Below are 20124 nucleotides of genomic sequence, written 5' to 3'. Positions count from 1 at the left end.
AGGTGATTTGATGAAACGCTTGATCTCTAAAAGTTTGACTATACCCCGTTTAGGTTTTGGTACGTTCCGTATGCCCGGTGACGGCTGCCAAGCGGTAGTCGAAAGTGCTATCGACGTGGGTTATCGGCATATTGATACTGCGGCCATGTACGACAATGAGGAGTCGGTAGGTCGTGCACTAGCCGCATCAGGTATAGCGCGCAGCGAGCTATTTGTTACGACAAAAGTGTGGCACGACCAGCTCGAGCCAACCGCGTTGTTGAAATCATTCGATACGAGCCTGTCAAAGCTTGGGTTGGAATACGTCGATCTTTACATGGTTCATTGGCCTTCGGCATCCATGGACATGGCAGCCCTGATGAAGACCCTCGGCTCTTTGCGTGATAGCGGACGAATTCGGGAACTGGGGGTGTGTAATTTCAATATGCCGATGCTTCGTAGCGCGATCGATGAGTTGGGTGCATCCGTTGCAGCGGTTCAGGTCGAATACCATCCATTCCTTGATCAGACTCGTCTTTTAACCTTCCTAAGGGAAAGAAATATTCCATTGGTCGCGTACGCGCCTCTGGCTCAGGGTAGAGCGGCGACTGATCCGACGTTGATGCAAATAGGCGCTAAGCATGACGTCTCGGCAGCTCAGGTCGCCATCGCGTGGCTACTTGATCAAGACGGTGTGATCGCAATTCCGAAAGCTCAGCGCGCCGAAAGTCAGAAAGCGAACCTGGAAGCCATTGCGGTGAAACTGGACGACGAGGATCGGCAGGCGATCACATCTCTCGCTAAAGATCAGCGCTTTGTCCAGCCTCCGTTTGCGCCTGATTGGGATGCAAAGTGATCCGGTAATTAATCGATTAGGAAAATTATTCAGACGCTTCTATAAATGTCTCTGTATCGATTGCAGCCCGTTGCAATCGACTCGTTCTGTAGGTCCTGGATCGTAGTTTTAGCAAAAGAGGCAACCACAATGAAACTGGATGATTGCATTGCATTGGTCACAGGCGCCATCAGGTACATGAGACGAAAAACAGCATTCCCATACGCCATCCCTTCTAAACGTATATTCGATAGGCGATGAACATGAATCAGTAGCAGACCAGGCTCATACCGCACTATCACGTGTCGATGCGCTCTTGAAGGAAGCAGGGTCGTCATGTGAACACCTGCTGCAAGTGACCATTTGGCTGGCTGACATGGCTGACTTTGAAGCCATGAACGAAGTCTGGGACGCTTGGGTACCAGAAGGACATTCACCAGCACGAGCGTGCGGTGAGAAAAGTTGGCTGTTTCGCGATTGCTGGTCGAATTCCTTGTCAGCGCTGCTAAAGCCTAAAACAGGGCAAAAACTGTAATTATGGCGAGCGATTTACGCTTAACCGCGCTCGTCTGAGCCTACGCAAGCGATGAGCGCGTCAGTCCATAATGTCCGCTCTTGGCCGATAGCCGCCTGTCGCGAAGGGCTGCTATCGGACCCATACCGGACGTTTACACAACCGGTCCAATGATCGCTACGGTTCCAGCCAGTCAGAATAAAGCTGCGGAAAACGCTCTTGCAGCCACTCAATAAACACTTGAACCTGTGGCGCCAGATGCGTCCGGCTTGGGTACAGCAACGACACCAGGCGAGGGGCTGGCCGATAGGACCTTAGAATTTCGACTAAACCGCGACTGTCCAAATGCTCCGCTACGGCGATCCCCGGCGCCTGGATTATTCCGAAACCCGATACGCCGCACTGAACGTACGCATTCGACTCGGTGACGGTGATGCCGGCATTACTGACAAACGCTCGATCCTGACCCTTTACCGAGAAATGCCAAGGTAATGTCCTGTTGCTCTGACCGGACAAGAAGTTGACGCCTCGATGACCGGCCAGGTCGTCGAGTGTCTTTGGTTCGCCATGCTCGCGCAGATATTCGGGCGCAGCGCAGGTGACCATGGTCGCCATCGCGATAGGGCGAGCGATCAACGTTGAATCCGGTAAATCGCCAATACGCAACGCACAGTCAATGCCTTCACCGACCAAATCGACAGCCCGGTCCGTCACGCCAAGAATCATGTTGATACCAGGGTAGGCGCCAGTAAATTCTTTAAGGCTCTTGATGAATTCCATTTGTGCGAAAGCGGTCGGGATATCGATGCGAAGTCGGCCTGCAAGCGTTGCCCCGGAGCGGTCGAACATCGACGTCGCAGCAGAAATACCCGCCAGAATTTCCTGTACCCGCTCATAAAACCGCTCACCCTCGGCGGTGAGTGCCACCTTTCTGGTGGTGCGCTGGAACAGGCGCACGCCCAATGACGCCTCCAACTCCTGGATAGACCGAGTGACCTGAGGTCGCCCGATGTCCAGCGATTCGGCGGCTTTGGTAAAGCTGCCGAGTTCGGCAAGCCTGGCGAACAGTCGCATCGATTGAAGCAATTCCATGACGCTTTCCCATGAGCCCCGGCTGAATAACCCAGTTGAATATGATTGTTGTCCAAGGATAGAACAATCATGTCTTTTTCCACGCATTTATTGCTCGCCCTCAAAAGCCAAAAATGCACGCAAGGCCGAACCGATCCTGGTGGGTGGCCATTGACGTGTATTGGGAGATTCGCAATGAAAGCTTGGTTATTGAAAGATTTCGGCCTCGACAACCTGCAGTTGGGAGAGGTGGCGACCCCGCACCCCAAGGCTGGCGAGTTACTGGTCAAGGTCGGTGCTGTCTCGCTCAACTTTCGCGACAAGGCTATCGTCGACGGCATTTATGAGCCGCACAAGGTGCCCAAACCACTGATCCCGGTGAGCGATGCCTCCGGCACCGTGGTAGCGGTCGGTGATAACGTCACACGTTTTAAAGTCGGTGACCGCGTCAACTCGCACCTTTATTCGCGTTGGCTGGAGGGCGAGCCAGGGCCGAACGAACCCGATTACTGCTTCGGTTCGCCGTTGCCCGGCGGTTTAGCCGAATACATGATCATCCATGAAGACAGCGCCGTCGGCGCACCTGACAACATGAGCGACGAAGAGGCGGCAACGCTTCCGATTGCTGCGCTCACGGCCTGGTATTCGCTGGTGGACTTCGGACACATCCAGCCGGGCCAGACCGTGTTGGTCCAGGGCACTGGAGGTGTGTCCATATTTGCCGTGCAAATCGCAACTGCACTTGGCGCAAAGGTCATTGCGACGTCGAGCAGCGACCAGAATTTGCAAGCCGTGAAGGCGCTGGGGGCCGTGGCGGGTATCAACTACAAAACGACCCCGAACTGGGCGGACGAAGTGCTGAAACTGACCGAAGGCAAGGGCGTGGATCTGCTGCTCGATGTAGCCGGCGGCAGCGGCATCAATCAATCGGTCGCAGCGACCAAGGCGTCAGGGCGTATTGCGCAGATCGGCTTTCTGACAGGGCAAACCGTTGAACTCAATCTGATGCCGCTGATTTTCCGCCAGACGACTATTCGCGGCATCGCCGTGGCGCCACGCTCATCCTTCGACCGCATGAACGCATTCCTCAACGAACACAAGATCCATCCCGTAATCGATCAGGTATACCCGTTCGAGAAAGCGCGGGAAGCTTATGAGCATCTGGCGAGGGGAGCATTTGGAAAGGTGGTGATTAAAATCGCTTGATTAGGTTAAGGCGCCAAAATGGCGCCTTTTTTCGGCTATCGCAGCAGATTCAACTCCGGAGTTGAGCCGGTCCAGGCTCAAGCGTCCACTTTTGGCCGCTAGCCTTCACACATAATTGACGACCCCTCACACCACCGCCGCCACGCTCCTCGACCGCCAAGCAAACCCCACCACCATCAACAACCCCAACCCCGCCATCCCAGCCCCCGCCAGCGAAATCGCCGGATAGCCCCACCCCGCATTAATCACCACACCGCCCAGCGCCGCCCCAATTGCATTGCCAAAATTAAACGCCCCGATATTCACCGCCGACGCCAGGTTAGGCGCGTCCTTGGCCGCCTCCATCACCCGCATCTGCAATGGCGGCACCAAGGCAAAACTGGCCACACCCCATATCAAAATGGCCACCGCCGCCGGCAGCGGCCAACGCATCAGCACGGTGAACGCCAGCAACACCACAATCAGCACGCTCAGCGACACGATCAAGGTGCGGTCTATCGAGCGGTCGGCCGCCTTGCCACCCCACAGGTTGCCGAGTGTCAGGCCCACACCGAACAGTACGAGCATGGCGGTGATGTAGGCAGTGGAGGCGTGGGTTTCGCTGCTGAGGATGGGCGCGATGTAGGTGAAGACGGTGAACATGGCGCCCGAGCCGATGACGGTAAGGGCCAATGCGCCCAGCACCGGGCCGCGGCCCAGTACGCGGATTTCGGCCATTACGCTCACGTGTGGCGGCGCCTTGAGGTTGGGCAGGGCGAACCACAGCGCGGCCATGGCGATGACGCCGAGGCCGGTAATGCCCCAGAAGGCGGTGCGCCAGCCGAACAGTTCGCCGAACCAGGCGGCCAGTGGTACGCCGCCGATGGTCGCGAGGGTGAGGCCCATAAACATCGCGGCCACCGCGCCGGCGCGTTTCTCCGGGGCGACCACGCTGGCGGCGACCACGGAGCCCACGCCAAAGAACGCGCCGTGGTTCAGTGAGGTCACGACTCTGGCGATCATCAGGCTGTAGTAGTCGGTGGCCAGGGCGGACATCAGGTTGCCCAGGGTGAAAATCGCCATCAGCCCGATCAGCAGGTAGCGCCGGGGGATCTTGCCGGTGGTCAGGGTCATCAGTGGCGCGCCGAGCAGTACGCCCATGGCATAAGCACTGACCAACAAGCCTGCTGCGGGAATCGAGACGCCGAGGTCGGCAGCGATGCCCGGCAACATGCCCATGGGGGCGAATTCGGTGACGCCGATGCCAAAGGCACCCATGGCGAGTGCAACGAGAGGTGGATTGATACGCATGGAAAGCTCCTTATCTATGCCGCCAATGCTACGATCCAACGTTTTAAGGCGGTAGATGGCGTTTTTGGCAATCACCTTTGCGTAAGGGGCACAAATGGACTTCAACGGCAGGTCGGGTGAGATGTTGGTGTTCGCCAGCGTGGCGCAGGAAGGCAGCTTATCGGCGGCGGCGCGGGCGTTGGGGCTCACGCCGTCGGCGGTCAGCCGGATCATCGCGCGCGCCGAACAGCGCCTTGGCACGCGGCTGCTGTTGCGCACTACCCGCGCGCTCACCTTTACCGCCGAGGGTGAGGCGTTCCTGCGTGGGGCGCGGCGTATCCTGGCCGACATGGACGAGGTGGAAGAGGCGATTGCCGACCAGGGCGTGCCGAGGGGCCGGTTGCGGGTCAGCGCCGCCCTGGGCCACGGGCGTATGACGATCGTGCCCTTGGTGGCCGCCTTCAGTGCGCGCTACCCGAACATCGTGGTCGACCTGACCCTGGGCGACGAGGTGGTCGATATCCTCGGCGGCCAGGCCGATGTGGCGATACGGTTTGGCCTTCTGCCCGACAGCCCACTGACCGCGCGCAGGCTCGGCGAAACCGGCCAGGTGGTGGTGGCCTCGCCCGAGTACCTGCAACGCCACGGCACCCCGCAGCAACCCGAAGACCTGCTGCGGCACAATTGCCTGCGCTTCAACTTTCGGCGTGCCGAACCCAACTGGCCGTTTATGCGCGACGGCCAGGGGTTTTCCCTCAAGGTCAGCGGCAACATCGAATGCAGCAGTGGTGAAGCGCTGGCACAGCTTGCGCGTGTGGGCGCCGGTATTGCGCGTATCGGTGAGTTCACCGTCAGCGAAGACCTGCGTCGCGGCGAGCTGATACCGCTGCTGCAAGCCTGGAACCCCGGCGACGTTGAGCCGATTCACGCGGTGTTCGTCGGCGGCGCGGCGATGCCGGCGCGGGTGCGCTTGTTTGTGGACTTTTTGCTCGAACATCATCAGCTGTAAGCGTCTGCGTGGGGCCACCGTGAGGCGCGGCAATATGAACCGTTCTCGTGCGCATAATCTGTTGCTGCGGCGGCTTGTAACTGCTTGTATCCTTGCCCGCGAATAAGGGCGAATGGCTGCCGCCGGTGCCCAGGTGTCCACTGTCCGCTGTTACGGAAAACCGTAGGTCCCAAAGGTAGCAATGTGAAGCGTGATACCCACCTGGTTGTGCTTTTGCTGGCTGTTATCGGTTGCTCCCTGGGGTCATTGACGATCTGGAAGGTGTTTGCCTCTCGAGATCGCGCCCTGCAGGAGGTGGACGTCCATGGCCTGAACCTTACCCAGGCGCTGTCGACTTATTCCGAAGGCATCGTGCGCCAAAGTGCGCTGCTGTTGCTCGGGCTGGTTGAGCGTCTGGAAACCGAAGGCAGCGGGCCGGCGCAGATTCAGCGGCTGAGTATCTTGGTCAACCGCCAGCAGCCGCTGATGCCGCAGCTCAGTGGTATCACAATCTACGATAGTCATGGGCACTGGTTGATGTCCTCCAACCGGCCGATTCCTGCGGGCGCCAACAGCACAGACCGTGCCTATTTCATCCATCACCGTGACGATCCTTCCCGCGAGATCTTTATCGGCCCGCCGATTGTGAGTCGGTCGAATCGGGAATGGGTGATGACCATCAGCCGGCGTTTCAATGATTCGCAGGGTGATTTTGCCGGTGTGGTGGCGGTGACCTTAGGCATCGAAAACTTCCTGCGCTTGTTTGGCAAGATCGATGTCGGGCAGGACGGCGCAATTGGCTTGTCGCATACCGACGGTACGTTGCTGGCGCGTTATCCGTTTCGCGAGCAAGACATGGGGCGCAACGTTTCCACGTCGCCCATCTATGCCAAGTACCTGGTTGACCAGTCGGTCGGCACTGCCTCGTTTACCTCCAGCCTGGACGGCGTGGAGCGACTCTACGCGTTCCGCCAGAGCGACCGGCTGCCGCTGATCACCACGGTGGCGCTGGGCAAGCGCGAAGCCCTCGCCGCGTGGCGCACCGAGGCACTGCTGTCGGCGGTGGTGGTGGCGGGGCTGCTGGGGCTTACTGGCCTTATCGGCTGGTTTTTGATCCTGGATATCCGTCGGCGCACCGAGGCGGAAGATCAGTTGCGTGAGACCCAGCAGCAGTTGCTCACCTCCAACGGGCAGCTTGAGTTGCTGGCGATGAAGGATGCCCTCACGGGTCTGGCAAACCGCCGCTGCTTTGATGAGAGCCTCGCCAGGGAGGCGCTGCGCGCCAAGCGGGAGGGCACGACGCTGGCCTTGCTGATGATCGATATCGACTACTTCAAGCGCTTTAACGACGCCTACGGGCATGTGGCGGGGGACGCCTGCCTGCAGACGGTGGGCAGACTCTTCGAGGCGTGCGTAAGGCGGCCGTCAGACCTGGTGGCGCGCTATGGTGGCGAGGAGATGGGCATCATCATGCCGGACACCGACAGTGACGGCGCCGCCGTGGTGGCCCAGCTGATTCTCGATCGGTTGGAGCAAGAGCACATCGTGCACAACACCAGCCCGTTCGAGCGGCTGACAGCAAGCATCGGCATCGCGACGGCCATAGGGGCTCAGCTGGAGGATTTGCAAGGCTTGGTTGAAGTGGCGGATCAGGCGTTGTACAGCGCCAAGGCGGCGGGTCGTAACCAGTGTGTGACGGGAGCCTGGTGATAGGGATTTACGCGGCGTCGATAAAATCTCTGACGGCATTGATCGACTTTACGTTTCCAGATATGTAGCCATCAGAAGCCGATCAACGATCCCCCCGACTTTTAATCGGCAAAAAGCTTGGATCTGCCTGCGATTATGGCCACCACAACCGCGTTCAATCACACGGTTCAGGATTACACCTACAGTCACGCGAGCCACGCTGTGAGCGCAGAGCGCGTAGGTTAAAATCGCTTACATCTAGCCCTAAGTCACTGATTGAATGGCTTTATTTGGGCGCTGTAATCTGCAAGACGACCCAGCAGGATTTTATCCTGCGACGGGTTCTCTCCAGCTATTTACGAGGTGTATTGATGTCTTCGATCAACGGTTTCAGCTCATCCATAAACTTGCCTCAGTTTGACGCAAGGAGCGTCGAAAGCGACAAGCTGAAGAAGGGGGCAGAGCAGTTGGACCCTGGGTTCAACTCAGGTTTCGGTATGCCGGCCGCAGGCAACGGGATTGGCGCCACCGGCGGTAATGAAAAAGTCGGGCATGGCGCAGAAGATCTGGATCCTGGCTTCTACTCAGGTTTCGGTACTCGGGCCGCAGGCAACGGGATTGGCGCCACCGGCGGTAATGAAAAAGTCGGGCATGGCGCAGAAGATCTGGATCCTGGCTTCTACTCAGGTTTCGGTACTCGGGCCGCAGGCAACGGGATTGGCGCCACCGGCGGTAATGAAAAAGTCGGGCATGGCGCAGAAGATCTGGATCCTGGCTTCTACTCAGGTTTCGGTACTCGTGCCGCAGGCAACGGGATTGGCGCCACCGGCGGTAATGAAAAAACTGGGCATGGCGAAAAAGATCTGGATTCTGGGTTCAACGCAGGTTTTTCACGCCAAAGCAGGTTGTCGTAAACCTAATACTGCCCTCATCTGAGTGCCTTTGAAGGTGCCAATACCGCCGTAATCGAGGCGGTATTGGCACACCGTCAGACTGTGGTCCCTGGCCTACGGCGAGGAGCAATCGAGGGGAGGTATCAAACCCCACTCACCAGTTTTCCCCCATCCATGCGGCGCTTGTAAGCACTGTCCCGACTCGCCAACCAGAAATACAACGGCGACGTCACCACCAACCCCACCACCCAGGACAAATCCGCCCCGTTGATGTGCTCGGAAATCGGCCCCACATACAGCGGCGTGTTCATAAACGGAATCTGCACTGCAATCCCGATCGCATACGCCAGCAGCGCCTGTGGGTTGTATTTGCCGTAGATGCCGCCATCCACGCGGAAGATCGAGGCAATGTCGTACTTGCCTTTGTGAATCGCGTAGAAGTCGATCAGGTTGATTGCCGTCCACGGCACCAGCACCACCAGCAGCACCAGCACCATGTCGACGAAATGGCCGATAAAGTCTTTGGAGGCGAACACGGCAGCAATGGCGCAGGCGGCCAGTACCAGCGTGGAGATCACCGCACGGCTTTTGGCGGTGGGGATCCAGCGGTAGGCGAAGGTCTGGATCAGCGTGATGATCGACAGCACGGCGCCGTAGAGGTTGAGGGCGTTGTGGCTGATCACGCTGAGCAAAAACAGCACCAGCATCAGCGGGCCGATGGCACCGGTGGCGAGTTTGACCGCCTCCATGGTGTCCATGCCGACCGGGGTGGCGAGCACGGCGACGGCGCCGAAGATAAAGGCCAGGCTGGAGCCGAGGGCCGAGCCCAGGTAGGTGGTCCAGAAGGTCGACGCCACAGGCACGTCGGCCGGCAGGTAGCGGGAGTAGTCCGACACGTAGGGCGCGAACGCGATCTGCCACAGCGCAGCCAGGGACACAGTTGCCAGCCAGCCAGAGATATTGAAGCTGCCACGGGTCAGAAAATCAGTGGTCTGCACGTGGGTGAAGATGTAGCCGAAGCCCAGCACGATACCGGCGCCGAGCACCCAGGTGCCGATGCGGTTGAGCACGTGGATAAAGCGGTAGCCGATGATGCCGATGATGCCGGAGCCGATGGCGCCGATCACGATGCCCACGGGCACGGGCACGCTGTCGACCACACCGTGCAGGGATTTACCCGCCAGCACGATGTTGGAGGCGAAAAAGCCGATGTACATGACGCCGGCGATCACCACCACCAACAGGGCGCCGAGGGAGCCGAACTGCGCCCGGCTCTGGATCATTTGCGGGATGCCCATTTGCGGGCCCTGGGCCGAGTGCAGCGCCATCAGCACGCCGCCGACCAGGTGGCCCACCAGGATGGCGACGATGCCCCATACCAGGTTCAAGTGGAACAATTGCACACCCAGTGCGCCGGTCACGATCGGCAACGGCGCGATGTTGCCGCCGAACCACAGGGTGAACAGGTCTCTTACCTTTCCATGGCGGTCTTCGGGGGGCACGTATCCGATCGTGTGTTTTTCGATAAGCGGGGCGGAGGATGTTGCAGTGGTGACCATGACGAGCTCCAAGGCAAGGTGAGTACGTTGACGTACTTCGCTGTGCGCAGCCAAGGCGGCGCTTTGTTGTTGGAGTGATCATCAGCAATGGGCGCAGGGAGGTAAATTAGTAAGTTTGTTGCTATAGACCTTAAAAAATATAGCTCACCGGTTTTTTTGCTCCGGTATGTTGCATGGTCTTGAATCAGTGTGAAAAAGCCGATTTTTACGCACTTGTTTGGGGCGAAGTCCCACGTTTCTGGAGGTCCCGATGGCTGCCTATAACCTGCGCCAGCTCAGATATTTTGTCACCACGGCCGAGTGCGGCAGCGTCGCCGAGGCATCGCGCAAGCTGTATATCGCCCAGCCGTCGGTGTCTACCGCGATCAAACAGCTCGAAGACAGTTTTGGCGTGCAGCTGTTTATCCGCCATCACGCCCAGGGCGTTTCACTCACCCCCAGCGGCGCGCGCTTTTATCGCAAGGCGCTGGAGTTGCTGCGGGTGGCCCATGAGTTCGAGCAAAACGCCCTGGCCGACAATGACGTGGTGGCGGGGCAGATCGATATCGGCTGCTTTGAGACGGTGGCGCCCTTGTATTTGCCGCGTTTGATCGCGGGGTTCAAGGCGCTGTGGCCGGGGGTGGAAATCCGCATTCGCGACGGCGAGCAGCAAGAGCTGGTGCAGGCGCTGACGGCCGGCAGCATTGATGTGGCGATGCTGTTTGAGCACGACCTGGGCGGCACCATCGAAACCACGCCGCTGATGCCGCCGCAGCAGCCGTATGCGCTGCTGCCGGCCGATCATCGTTTTGCGCAACAGGCCAAGGTATCGCTGGCGGACCTGGTGCTGGAGCCGATGATTTTGCTGGATGTGCTGCCGAGTCGGACGTACTTCGTGAGCATTTTTGAAGAGCGCGGGTTGACGCCGAATATCGTGTTCAGTTCGCCGTCCATCGAGATGGTGCGCGGCATGGTCGGGCGTGGGTTTGGCTTTTCGATTCTGGTGACCAAGCCGTTTACCGAGTACACCTACGACGGGCAGAAAGTGGTGTGTGTGCCGTTGGCGGAAACGGTCACCGGTTCAGGATTATCCGCCGTCTGGTTACGGCGGGCGCCGTTGACCAAGCCGGTGCAGTTGTTTGTGGATTACTGCCGCGAAGAACTCGCAAGACTCCTTGGCTGAACCTGAAATACCGTCTGATAAACACTGAAAATCACCTGTGGGAGCTGGCTTGCCTGCGATAGCGGTGAGTCAGCTGCAAATGTGCCAACGGATACACCGCCATCGCGGGCAAGCCCGGCTCCCACAGGTTTGGCGGTGTTTGGACTGGAGCACAGGGCAAAAAATGTGGGAGCTGGCTTGCCTGCGATAGCGGTGAGTCAGCTGCAAATGTGCCACCTGATACACCGCCATCGCGGGCAAGCCCGGCTCCCACAGGTTGTGCGGTGTTTGGACTGGAGCACAGGGCAAAAAATGTGGGAGCTGGCTTGCCTGCGATAGCGGTGAGTCAGCTGCAAATGTGCCAACGGATACACCGCCATCGCGGGCAAGCCCGGCTCCCACAGGTTGTGCGGTGTTTGGACTGGAGCACAGGGCAAAAAATGTGGGAGCTGGCTTGCCTGCGATAGCGGTGGGTCAGCTGCAAGTGTGCCAACGGATACACCGCCATCGCGGGCAAGCCCGCTCCCACAGTTGAACTGTGGTGTTTGGTAGAGAGGTGACTCAGGCGCGAATCGAATCGAGCATGCGCGCCAGCATGGCATCACAGCCGGCCAACTGTTCAATACTCACAAACTCATCCGGCTTATGCCCCTGGTCCATGCTCCCCGGCCCGCACACCACCGTGGGAATGCCCACCGCATCAAACAACCCGCCTTCGGTGCCAAACGCCACAGTACCGAAATCCCGCGAGCCACTGAACGCGGTAATCAACTCCGCCGCCTGGCTGCGTTCATCCGTCACCAACCCCGGATACGCTGACAGCTCGGTAAACCGAATCGCGCTGTGTTTACTCACGGCCTGCATGCGCGGCAACACCTGTTGCCTGGCATAAGCCTGCAGCGCCTCAGCCACTTCACCCGGGTCCATCGACGGCAATGCGCGCACTTCAAAATCAAAGCGGCAGTCGGCCGGCACGATATTCAACGCCTTGCCGCCTGTAATCACGCCGGTCTGCACCGTGCTGAACGGCGGATCAAACCGCGGGTCCTGTTGCTCGCGCAGGCGCTGGCCAATGCGCCCCAGCTCGCCAATCAACTCGGCGGCATGCTCAATCGCATTCACGCCATAGGGCGCATACGCCGAATGGCAGGCCTCGCCATGCACATCGCAACGCATCGCCAGCTTGCCCTTATGGCCGAGCACCGGTTTGAGCTCGGTTGGCTCACCGATAATGCACAGCATCGGTTTCACCGGCCGCTGCTCCAGCACCGCGAGCAGCGAGCGCACACCGAGGCAGCCGACTTCTTCGTCGTACGACAGGGCGATATGCACCGGGATACGCAGGTTGGCTTTCACTAAAGCAGGCACCAACGCCAGCACACACGCGATATAACCCTTCATATCCGCCGTGCCGCGGCCAAACAGCTTGCCGTCGCGCTCGGTCAATTCAAATGGCGGCACCGTCCACGGCTGGCCGTCCACCGGCACCACGTCGGTGTGCCCCGACAGCACAATGCCCGGCAATTGCGCCGGGCCGATACTGGCGAACAGGTTGGCCTTGGTGCGTTCCTCGTTGTACACCAACTCGCAAGCCAGGCCGAAGCCTGCGAGGTAATCGCGCACGAATTCGATTAACTGCAAGTTTGACTCGCGACTGGTGGTATCGAACCCCACCAGCGTCTGCAGCAGTTCGCGGCTGCGGCTTATCGCTCGGCTGCAGCTCATCGCTCGTCCCCGGCCACGCCGTAGCCCGGTGAGCGGTCGGGGGCGAGGGCGCGGTCGATGTAGTCCTGCACTTGCGGGCGGTAGGCGTCCCAGAGCTTTTGCAGCTCGGCAATGGGCTGCTCATCGGCCCAGTCCACGCGCAGGTTGATGATCGGCCAAGTCAGTTCGCCCACCACCACCAGCGCGGCGGAATGCACCGGCCCGGCTTCGCCACCGGCGTTGATGGCGGCGTGCATCGCCGCCAGCAAGCGATCGGCAAGTTGGCCTTCGCCGTGTTCGAAGGCGTGCACCATCGCCTCGATCACCACGCGGTCGGCAAGCATATTGCCCGCCGCCACACACTGTTCGCCCGACACGGCATGGTGGGTGCCAAGGGTTTCGCTGCCGCTGAAATGCACGCTGCGGCCCAGGTGATCAATCGCCGTCAGTTGCCGGTATTGGCTGTAGCCGTTGCTGGTCAGGGCTTTGTCGACGGCGGCCGCAGGGTCCAGGCCTTGCTCCAGTAAATCGAGCACGTCGGGGCCGAGGGCCGGCAACGTGATGTTCTGGGTCGACACTGCGCCCACACCGGGCCGCAGCCATGGGCAGCGGGCGCCCACGGCGATGCTCGAGGAGCTGATGGCGATGCCGAGCTGGCCGGTGTCCGCGCAACGGGCGACGATTGAAAAGGTCATGGGCAGCTCCTTATTCGGGGATCACGGCAATCACATCAATTTCCATCAGCCACTGTGGCTGGCCCAGGGCTGACACCACCAGCCCGGTGGAGATCGGGAACACGCCTTTGAGCCACTTGCCGACTTCCTGGTACACCGGCTCACGGTAGCGCGGGTCGATCAGGTAAGTGGTGGTTTTTACAATATGGCTCAGGTCCGAACCGGCCTCTTCGAGCAGTTGCTTGACGTTTTTCATCGCTTGCTCAGCCTGGGCACGCGGGTCGCCAAGGCCAATCAGGTTGCCGTCGAAATCGGTGCCCACCTGGCCGCGCACATACACGGTGTTGCCGGCACGCACGGCCTGGCACAGGTCGTTGTCCAGGCTCTGGTTAGGGTAGGTTTCCTTGGTGTTGAACATGCGGATGCGAGTGTGAGTAGGCATCAAAAAACTCCGAAAAAGTGCTCAGGCAATGACAGGCGATGGGTGTGCAACCGGTGCGGGCTCACGGTATTCAAGGTATTGGCGCTGGATGGCGATGTGGTCGGCCACATACTTGGCGTCATGCCACACGCCCCAGATAAACGACGAGCCCCGGCGCGACTGCCACGGCAAACCCAGGAAGTAGATGCCCGACTCGCTGGCCACACCGCGCTGGTGCTGCGGCTTGCCGGCGGCGTCAAACGCATCGACTTTCAGCCAGCTGTAATTCACGGCAAACCCGGTGGCCCAGATGATGGAAGTGATACCGGCCTTGGCCAGGTCCAGTTCCAGGATCGGGTTTTTGATGCACTCGGCATCCGGGAATACGCGCCGCGCTTCGGGTTCCAGTGGCAGGTCGAGGCCGTTGCGCTCGATGTAGGCGTCCGCCGCATCCAGCAAGGCCAGGTAGTTCTCGTCGCCACGGGCCAGGTTTTCAACCAGGTTGGCTTGGAAGCGCGCGACGTTGCCGTCGAAGGCTTGGGTGAGGCCGACCAGGGTCATGCCTTGCTGGGCCAGCTCACGAAAATCGATGGTCTTGCCGCCGTGGGCGCCGCTCACGGCAATGGTCACGTGCTCACGGCCGGGCTTCATCGCCGCCTGGTCCCACTCGCCCAACACGCCCAGCCACCAGCAGAAATCACGATTGCGATAGGCACGCGGCGGGCGGTCGTGGGCGCCGACCGACAGGTACACCTGGCGCCCGGAACGCTGCAGCTCATCGGCAATTTGCACGCCGGATGAACCGGCGCCCACTACCAGTACGGCGCCGGCGGGCAGTTGTGCGGGGTTGCGGTAGTCGGCGGAGTGGATCTGGTGCAGCGCGCTGTCTTTGGGCGCGATGGCCGGAATCACCGGCTTCTGGAACGGCCCGGTGGCGGCGACCACACGGTTGGCTTCGATCACGCCTTCGCTGGTGTGCACGGTAAAGCCTGGGCGGCCCACGTTGCGCACCACTGAGGTCACGTCCACGCCGGTGCGGATCGGCGCGTTGAACTTGCGGGCATAGGCTTCGAAGTAATCGGCCACGCGCTCTTTTGGCGCAAAACCGTCGGCGGCGACATCATTAAATTCCAGGCCAGGAAAGCGGTCATGCCAGGCCGGGCCGTTGGCGACCAGCGAATCCCAGCGCCCGGTGCGCCAGCGTTCGGCAATACGGCTGCGCTCCAGCACCAGGTGCGGCACGCCTTGCTTGCTCAGGTGCTCGCTCATGGCCACACCGGCCTGACCGGCTCCCACTACCAGCGTGTCTGTTTTTGTTATGGCTTGAGTCATGTGTCTGTCCTTGCGTAATGCAGTTGGATTCAGCTTGGGCATGGCTTCAAGGCTAGGGGGAGGGCGATTTTTAATAAAATATTATTAAGCTTTGGAGTGAGCATAAATATCGGATGCAAGCTCACAGCGGCGACCCGTACACGCTGCTGCAAAGCACCTGGTTTGCGCTGCGACAGCTGAAGCGGTGATCCGCTCGTGTATTCATGGGTGCACGGCGGGTACTGATGCAGGCAAACTTGTGCGCAACTCAGAGGGTTTATCACCATGGTCAACCTCCGCGTCATGCAGGCTGGCGACTACGACGCCGTACTCGAACTGATGCAAAACACCCCCGGCATTTCCCTGCGCGATGCCGACTCCCGCGAGGCCACCGAGCGTTACCTGGCCCGCAACCCGCAAATGAGTTTTGTCGCCCAAGCCCAAGGCCGCGTGATCGCTTGCGTGATGTGCGGCCATGACGGCCGGCGCGGCTACCTGCAACACCTGCTGGTGCTGCCGGACTATCGCCGCCAGGGCATCGCCCAGGCGCTGGTCGAGCGTTGCCTCAATGCGCTTGAGCCACTGGGCATCCACAAATGCCACCTCGACGTGTTCAAGACCAACACCCATGCCGCCGCGTATTGGCAAGGGCAGGGGTGGGCATTACGCACGGATATCGACCGTTATTCATTCACCCGCCCAGGCCATGAAAACGCCTAGAACTCCCCGGAATACTTGACCGCTGCCGCCGCGCGCGAGGGCACTTTCAAACTGCGCAGCAGCGACGACACATGGATGCGCACGGTGAACGGCGAGATCGCCAGGGCCTTGGCGATTTCCTTGTTGGTCTTGCCTTGGGCGATCAGGCGCAGCACTTCCTGCTGGCGCGCGGTGAGGGTGTGGGTGCCCAGTGGCAACAGGCCAGAGGGAGAAAACTTGACCAGCACTTCGCCTTCGCGGATCGCCAACAAGGCCTGGCCGATTTCATCGGGGCTGATGTTCTTGCCGATAAAACCATCGGCGCCCAGGGCCATGACCTGATCGATCAGCGCCGGGTCATCGACCATCGACACCACGATCAAGGTGGTGCGTCGCAGTTGCTGGCGCAGGTCGGCCAGTTGGCTCATGCAAGTAAGGCCGGGGAAGCGCAGGTCGAGGATCAGCGTGTCGATGTCGCCACCTTCGCGGATCAGCGCCTGCACCGCGTCGAGGTCGCCGGCCTCGTGTACCACGGCCTCGGGTAACAGACGCTGCACGGTGCGCAGCATGCCTTCGCGAAACATCGGGTGGTCGTCGGCTATGATGATTCGGCCGGTCATGGTGTGCTCCTTCCTGGGGCATGGGTGTGCGTTGGCATGCTACTTTAGCCTCTGGCGCGTAAAGGATAGACCGAATGCCGCACAAGGACGTCACCCATGAGTCATGAGACCAATTCCGAACTCGACCAGGCCAACCTGCGCATCGTGGTGGCCGCCATCGCCATTGTTTACATTGGCGCGCTGGGCTTTTTGCCGGGCCAGTCGGTCGACACCTACTTGCCGGTGATCCTGTATATCGTCGCGTTCCTGCTGGTCTCCATTGCGTTGCGCCAGGTGATCGCGCGCTGGCCCGGGCATTACCCGGCGCGGCGGATTTTCGGCATGCTCCACGACTACACCGGCACCTCCTTCGGGCTGGTGGTGGGCGGCGAACCGGCGTTGCCACTGTATGCGGTGATGGTGTGGGTCAACCTGGGCAACGGCATGCGCTACGGTTCGCGCTACCTGGCGATTGCCACCGGCCTGGCCTTGCTTGCACTGCTGATCGTGTACCGGCTGACGCCACTGTGGCAGGCGCAGCCGTTTATGGTGCTGATGCTGATGATCACCAGCACGGTGATCCCGGTGTACGCGCATATTTTGCTTGAGCGCACGCGCAAGGCTTCCGAAGAAGCCATCGCCGCCAACCTGGAAAAATCGCGCTTCCTGGCTCAGGCCAGCCACGACCTGCGCCAGCCCATTCACTCCATCGGTCTGTTCACCGCCTGTTTGCGTGAAGCGCAGTTGGGCGAGGCTGAGCAGCGTTTGGTGGACAATATCGACCGCTCGCTGCTCAACGTGTCGCAGCTGTTCCGTTCGATTCTTGACCTTTACACCCTCGACAACGGCAGGCTGTTGCCCAAGTACCAGGTGGTTCACTTGGGCGAATTCCTCGCCGACCTGGTGCGCCAACATGCCGAGGCGGCGCATTGGGCCGGGGTGGAACTGCGCCTGCGCCCGTGTGCGCATTGGGTGCAGGTCGACCCCGCGATGCTGGCGACGATGGTGCAGAACCTGCTCTCCAATTGCTTTAAATACGGCGCACAGCGGCCCGTGCTGATCGGCGTGCGCGTGCGCGACGGCGGCTTGTCGGTGGAGGTGCATGACCAGGGGCGCGGTATTGCCGAGGAGCATCAGGTGAAGGTCTTTGAAGAGTTTTATCGGGTCCGCCAACTGCGCGACAAGGACGTCGAAGGCGTGGGCCTGGGGCTGTCCATCGTCAAGCGCCTGGGGCAATTGATGGGGGTGCAGGTGAGCCTGCGATCACGGGTGGGCCATGGCACCTCCGTGAGCCTGCATGGCCTGGCATTGGCGACAGCGCCACGCCAACCGGCTGCGCGCGACGACGCGCGCCAGGCCGGCCTGCTGACGGGTTTGAAAGTCTGCCTGGTGGAAGATGACCACAACGTGCTGCTGGCCACCCAGGCCTTGCTGGAGCGCTGGGGCTGCGAGGTGCAGGCCGAATCCAGCGGGCAGGGCCTGGCCAGCGACTGCGACATCATCGTCGCCGACTACGACCTGGGCAACCACGCCACCGGCATCGAATGCATCGACGCCCTGCGCCAGCAACGCGGCTGGGCAGTGCCGGCGCTGATCCTCACCGGCCACGACGTGGAGAAAATCCAGGCGGCCTTGCACGACCGCCAGATCGCGATTCTCTCCAAACCGGTGCGGCCTGCAGAGCTGCGCGGCACGCTGCGTGACCTCAGCCAATCGGGGGTTACTGGTTAAACGGCGTCAAGCCATTGCCCCGCGCGCCCTTGGGCTGGCAGTAGGCGGCAGGCTTCATCAGGCCAAAGCTGGCCACGGCAAACATGCCACCGCTGGCACCGCTGGGCACGGAGCAGTTGTAATCGCCGGAGGCGGCGCTGGCGATGTAGTAGGTGGTCATGGAGTCGCTGCGTACATTGGAGATACGCTTGACCGGTTCACCGAGGTTGGTTTCCGACAGCGTCTTGAGATGGTCTTCGCTGGGTTTGACGTTGCTGCAACCGGCGACGCCGATGATCAGGGCGCCGAGCAGGGTGAGACGGGTAACGGGGGCATGCAGGTTCATGATGCTTCTTCCTTGGGATTATTAGGTTTTTCCAACGCGCAATGCACCCTCACGCAACAGGTGTGCGGTGCCGGCGGAACGTTGGAAGTGCCGGGGAATATAGCGCCGCCGGGTAAAGGGGTCGATTAGCACAAGTGTGCTAATGGCACGATGAGGTCATGGACGGAGACAGCAATGCTAGAGATAAAACGCGCCACCCCAGCGGACACCCAAGCGGCGTTCGCCATTCGCCTGTTGGCCATCCGCAGCCAATGCATCGGCGCCTACACCGCCGAGCAAATGGCGCTGCGGACAGAGATCTAACCCACACAGCCGATACCCTGTGGGAGCTGTCGAGCTTTAGCGAGGCTGCGAAAGCGGTGGGTCGGGCAGCTTGTGTTTCGCCAGTGCCGCCGCCTTCGCAGCCTCGCCGGGGCTCGACAGCTCCCACATTGGATCTTTGTTGCTGGGGGGATTTGTGTATGGCGCGACAGCCCTGCGAACGGAGATCTAACCAACACAGCCGATCCCCTGTGGGAGCTGTCGAGCTTTAGCGAGGCTGCGAAAGCGGTGGGTCAGGCAGCTAATATTTCGCCAGTGCCGCCGCCTTCGCAGCCTCGCCGGGGCTCGACAGCTCCCACAGTTGAACTGCTTCGCTGGGGGGATTTGTGTATGGCGCGATAGCCCTGCGAACTGCGATCTAACCAACACAGCCAATCCCCTGTGGGAGCTGTCGAGCTTTAGCGAGGCTGCGAAAGCGGTGGGTCGGGCAGCTTGTGTTTCGCCAGTGCCGCCGCTTTCGCAGCCTCGCTGGGGCTCGACAGCTCCCACATTGGATCTTTGTTGCTGGGGGATATGTGTGTATGGCGCGATGGCCCTGCGAACCGAGATCTAACCAACACAGCCAATCCCCTGTGGGAGCTGTCGAGCTTTAGCGAGGCTGCGAAAGCGGTGGGTCAGGCAGCTAATATTTCGCCAGTGCCGCCGCCTTCGCAGCCTCGCCGGGGCTCGACAGCTCCCACATTGGATCTTTGTTGCTGGGGGGATTTGTGTATGGCGCGATGGCCCTGTGAATTGAGATCTAACCAACACAGCCGATTCCCTGTGGGAGCTGTCGAGCTTTAGCGAGGCTGCGAAAGCGGTGGGTCAGGCAGCTTATGTGTCGCCAGTGCCGCCGCCTTCGCAGCCTCGCTGGGGCTCGACAGCTCCCACAGTTGAACGGTTGCGCTGGTGGGATTTGTGTATGGCGCGATGGCCCTGTGAATTGAGATCTAACCAACACAGCCGATTCCCTGTGGGAGCTGTCGAGCTTTAGCGAGGCTGCGAAAGCGGTGGGTCAGGCAACTTGTGTATCGCCAGTGCCGCCGCCTTCGCAGCCTCGCTGGGGCTCGACAGCTCCCACAGTTGAACTGCTGCGCTGGTGGGATTTGTGTATGGCGCGATGGCCCTGCGGACTGAGACCTAACCAACAAAGCCAATCCCCTGTGGGAGCTGTCGAGCTTCAGCGAGGCTGCGAAAGCGGTGGGGCAGGCAGCTT

18 protein-coding genes and 1 pseudogene are annotated in these 20124 nt (G+C 60.4%); 10 read left to right on the top strand and 9 right to left on the bottom strand.

What is annotated here, in order from left to right:
• The first annotated feature begins 10 nt into the window (after positions 1 to 10).
• Together QF043_RS16790 and QF043_RS16785 are read left to right on the top strand one after the other, a co-directional pair.
• Positions 11 to 835: an aldo/keto reductase gene (locus QF043_RS16790; protein ID WP_307419420.1), complete on the top strand. Its 825-nt coding sequence runs from the start codon at positions 11 to 13 to the stop codon at positions 833 to 835.
• Between the two features lie 295 nt (positions 836 to 1130).
• Entirely contained in the window at positions 1131 to 1349 is a 219-nt protein-coding gene (locus tag QF043_RS16785) for a Rid family hydrolase (protein ID WP_373460703.1), read from the top strand.
• A 156-nt stretch (positions 1350 to 1505) separates the two neighbouring features.
• Here QF043_RS16785 and QF043_RS16780 read toward each other — a convergent pair whose 3' ends face one another.
• Positions 1506 to 2420 (bottom strand): LysR family transcriptional regulator, encoded by a 915-nt coding sequence (locus tag QF043_RS16780; protein ID WP_307419419.1) that lies wholly within the window; start codon positions 2418 to 2420, stop codon positions 1506 to 1508.
• 174 nt (positions 2421 to 2594) lie between these two features.
• Here QF043_RS16780 and QF043_RS16775 point away from each other — a divergent pair, with 174 nt between their 5' ends.
• The gene (locus QF043_RS16775) at positions 2595 to 3605 is read left to right on the top strand and encodes an NAD(P)-dependent alcohol dehydrogenase (RefSeq protein WP_307419418.1); all 1011 of its coding nucleotides are present in this window, start codon (positions 2595 to 2597) and stop codon (positions 3603 to 3605) included.
• A gap of 126 nt (positions 3606 to 3731) precedes the next feature.
• Here the strand turns inward: QF043_RS16775 and QF043_RS16770 are convergent, their stop codons facing one another.
• The gene (locus QF043_RS16770; protein ID WP_307419417.1) at positions 3732 to 4895 is read right to left on the bottom strand and encodes an MFS transporter; all 1164 of its coding nucleotides are present in this window, start codon (positions 4893 to 4895) and stop codon (positions 3732 to 3734) included.
• Between the two features lie 94 nt (positions 4896 to 4989).
• Here QF043_RS16770 and QF043_RS16765 point away from each other — a divergent pair, with 94 nt between their 5' ends.
• The 3 genes from QF043_RS16765 (at position 4990) to QF043_RS16755 (ending at position 8465) form a co-directional block, all read left to right on the top strand.
• Complete coding sequence (locus tag QF043_RS16765) at positions 4990 to 5883, top strand: LysR family transcriptional regulator (RefSeq protein WP_307419416.1); 894 nt, start codon at positions 4990 to 4992, stop codon at positions 5881 to 5883.
• 183 nt (positions 5884 to 6066) lie between these two features.
• The gene (locus tag QF043_RS16760) at positions 6067 to 7572 is read left to right on the top strand and encodes a sensor domain-containing diguanylate cyclase (RefSeq protein ID WP_307419415.1); all 1506 of its coding nucleotides are present in this window, start codon (positions 6067 to 6069) and stop codon (positions 7570 to 7572) included.
• Between the two features lie 350 nt (positions 7573 to 7922).
• A complete protein-coding gene (locus tag QF043_RS16755) occupies positions 7923 to 8465 on the top strand; it encodes a hypothetical protein (RefSeq protein WP_307419414.1) in 543 nt (180 codons plus the stop codon).
• A 122-nt stretch (positions 8466 to 8587) separates the two neighbouring features.
• Here the strand turns inward: QF043_RS16755 and QF043_RS16750 are convergent, their stop codons facing one another.
• A complete protein-coding gene (locus tag QF043_RS16750) occupies positions 8588 to 10003 on the bottom strand; it encodes a cytosine permease (RefSeq protein ID WP_307419413.1) in 1416 nt (471 codons plus the stop codon).
• A 250-nt stretch (positions 10004 to 10253) separates the two neighbouring features.
• On the opposite strand from QF043_RS16750, the gene QF043_RS16745 reads away from it, so the two are divergent.
• Positions 10254 to 11165: a LysR substrate-binding domain-containing protein gene (locus tag QF043_RS16745; protein WP_010171799.1), complete on the top strand. Its 912-nt coding sequence runs from the start codon at positions 10254 to 10256 to the stop codon at positions 11163 to 11165.
• A gap of 540 nt (positions 11166 to 11705) precedes the next feature.
• Here the strand turns inward: QF043_RS16745 and argE are convergent.
• The 4 genes from argE to QF043_RS16725 are packed head-to-tail and all read right to left on the bottom strand — an operon-like array spanning position 11706 to position 15317.
• Positions 11706 to 12851: an acetylornithine deacetylase gene (gene argE / locus QF043_RS16740; protein ID WP_307421419.1), complete on the bottom strand. Its 1146-nt coding sequence runs from the start codon at positions 12849 to 12851 to the stop codon at positions 11706 to 11708.
• A gap of 14 nt (positions 12852 to 12865) precedes the next feature.
• Positions 12866 to 13543, bottom strand: coding sequence for a DUF1028 domain-containing protein (locus tag QF043_RS16735; RefSeq protein ID WP_307419412.1), 678 nt, complete (start codon positions 13541 to 13543; stop codon positions 12866 to 12868).
• A gap of 10 nt (positions 13544 to 13553) precedes the next feature.
• Positions 13554 to 13964 carry a RidA family protein gene (locus QF043_RS16730; protein WP_003207327.1) on the bottom strand — a complete coding sequence of 137 codons (411 nt, stop codon included), beginning with the start codon at positions 13962 to 13964 and terminating at the stop codon, positions 13554 to 13556.
• Between the two features lie 21 nt (positions 13965 to 13985).
• Positions 13986 to 15317 carry a flavin-containing monooxygenase gene (locus tag QF043_RS16725; RefSeq protein ID WP_373460702.1) on the bottom strand — a complete coding sequence of 444 codons (1332 nt, stop codon included), beginning with the start codon at positions 15315 to 15317 and terminating at the stop codon, positions 13986 to 13988.
• A 222-nt stretch (positions 15318 to 15539) separates the two neighbouring features.
• Here QF043_RS16725 and QF043_RS16720 point away from each other — a divergent pair, with 222 nt between their 5' ends.
• Positions 15540 to 15974: a GNAT family N-acetyltransferase gene (locus QF043_RS16720; protein WP_307419409.1), complete on the top strand. Its 435-nt coding sequence runs from the start codon at positions 15540 to 15542 to the stop codon at positions 15972 to 15974.
• Here QF043_RS16720 and QF043_RS16715 read toward each other — a convergent pair.
• Positions 15971 to 16573 (bottom strand): response regulator transcription factor, encoded by a 603-nt coding sequence (locus QF043_RS16715; RefSeq protein WP_177023839.1) that lies wholly within the window; start codon positions 16571 to 16573, stop codon positions 15971 to 15973. The genes QF043_RS16720 and QF043_RS16715 overlap by 4 nt on opposite strands.
• Positions 16574 to 16669: 96 nt before the next feature.
• On the opposite strand from QF043_RS16715, the gene QF043_RS16710 reads away from it, so the two are divergent.
• Positions 16670 to 18283, top strand: coding sequence for a hybrid sensor histidine kinase/response regulator (locus QF043_RS16710; protein ID WP_307419408.1), 1614 nt, complete (start codon positions 16670 to 16672; stop codon positions 18281 to 18283).
• Here the strand turns inward: QF043_RS16710 and QF043_RS16705 are convergent.
• Positions 18273 to 18608, bottom strand: coding sequence for a hypothetical protein (locus tag QF043_RS16705; RefSeq protein WP_017134555.1), 336 nt, complete (start codon positions 18606 to 18608; stop codon positions 18273 to 18275). The genes QF043_RS16710 and QF043_RS16705 overlap by 11 nt on opposite strands.
• Before the next feature lie 174 nt (positions 18609 to 18782).
• On the opposite strand from QF043_RS16705, the pseudogene QF043_RS16700 reads away from it, so the two are divergent.
• Positions 18783 to 18902 (top strand): annotated as a pseudogene (locus QF043_RS16700) (GNAT family N-acetyltransferase); the annotation flags it as partial.
• Positions 18903 to 20124 lie beyond the last annotated feature (1222 nt).

The sequence above is a fragment of the Pseudomonas sp. W3I7 genome (assembly GCF_030816095.1).
Lineage (GTDB): Bacteria > Pseudomonadota > Gammaproteobacteria > Pseudomonadales > Pseudomonadaceae > Aquipseudomonas > Aquipseudomonas salomonii.
The sequence above is the reverse complement of the archived record's forward strand: the minus strand, read 5'-3'. Positions and strand labels throughout refer to the sequence as shown.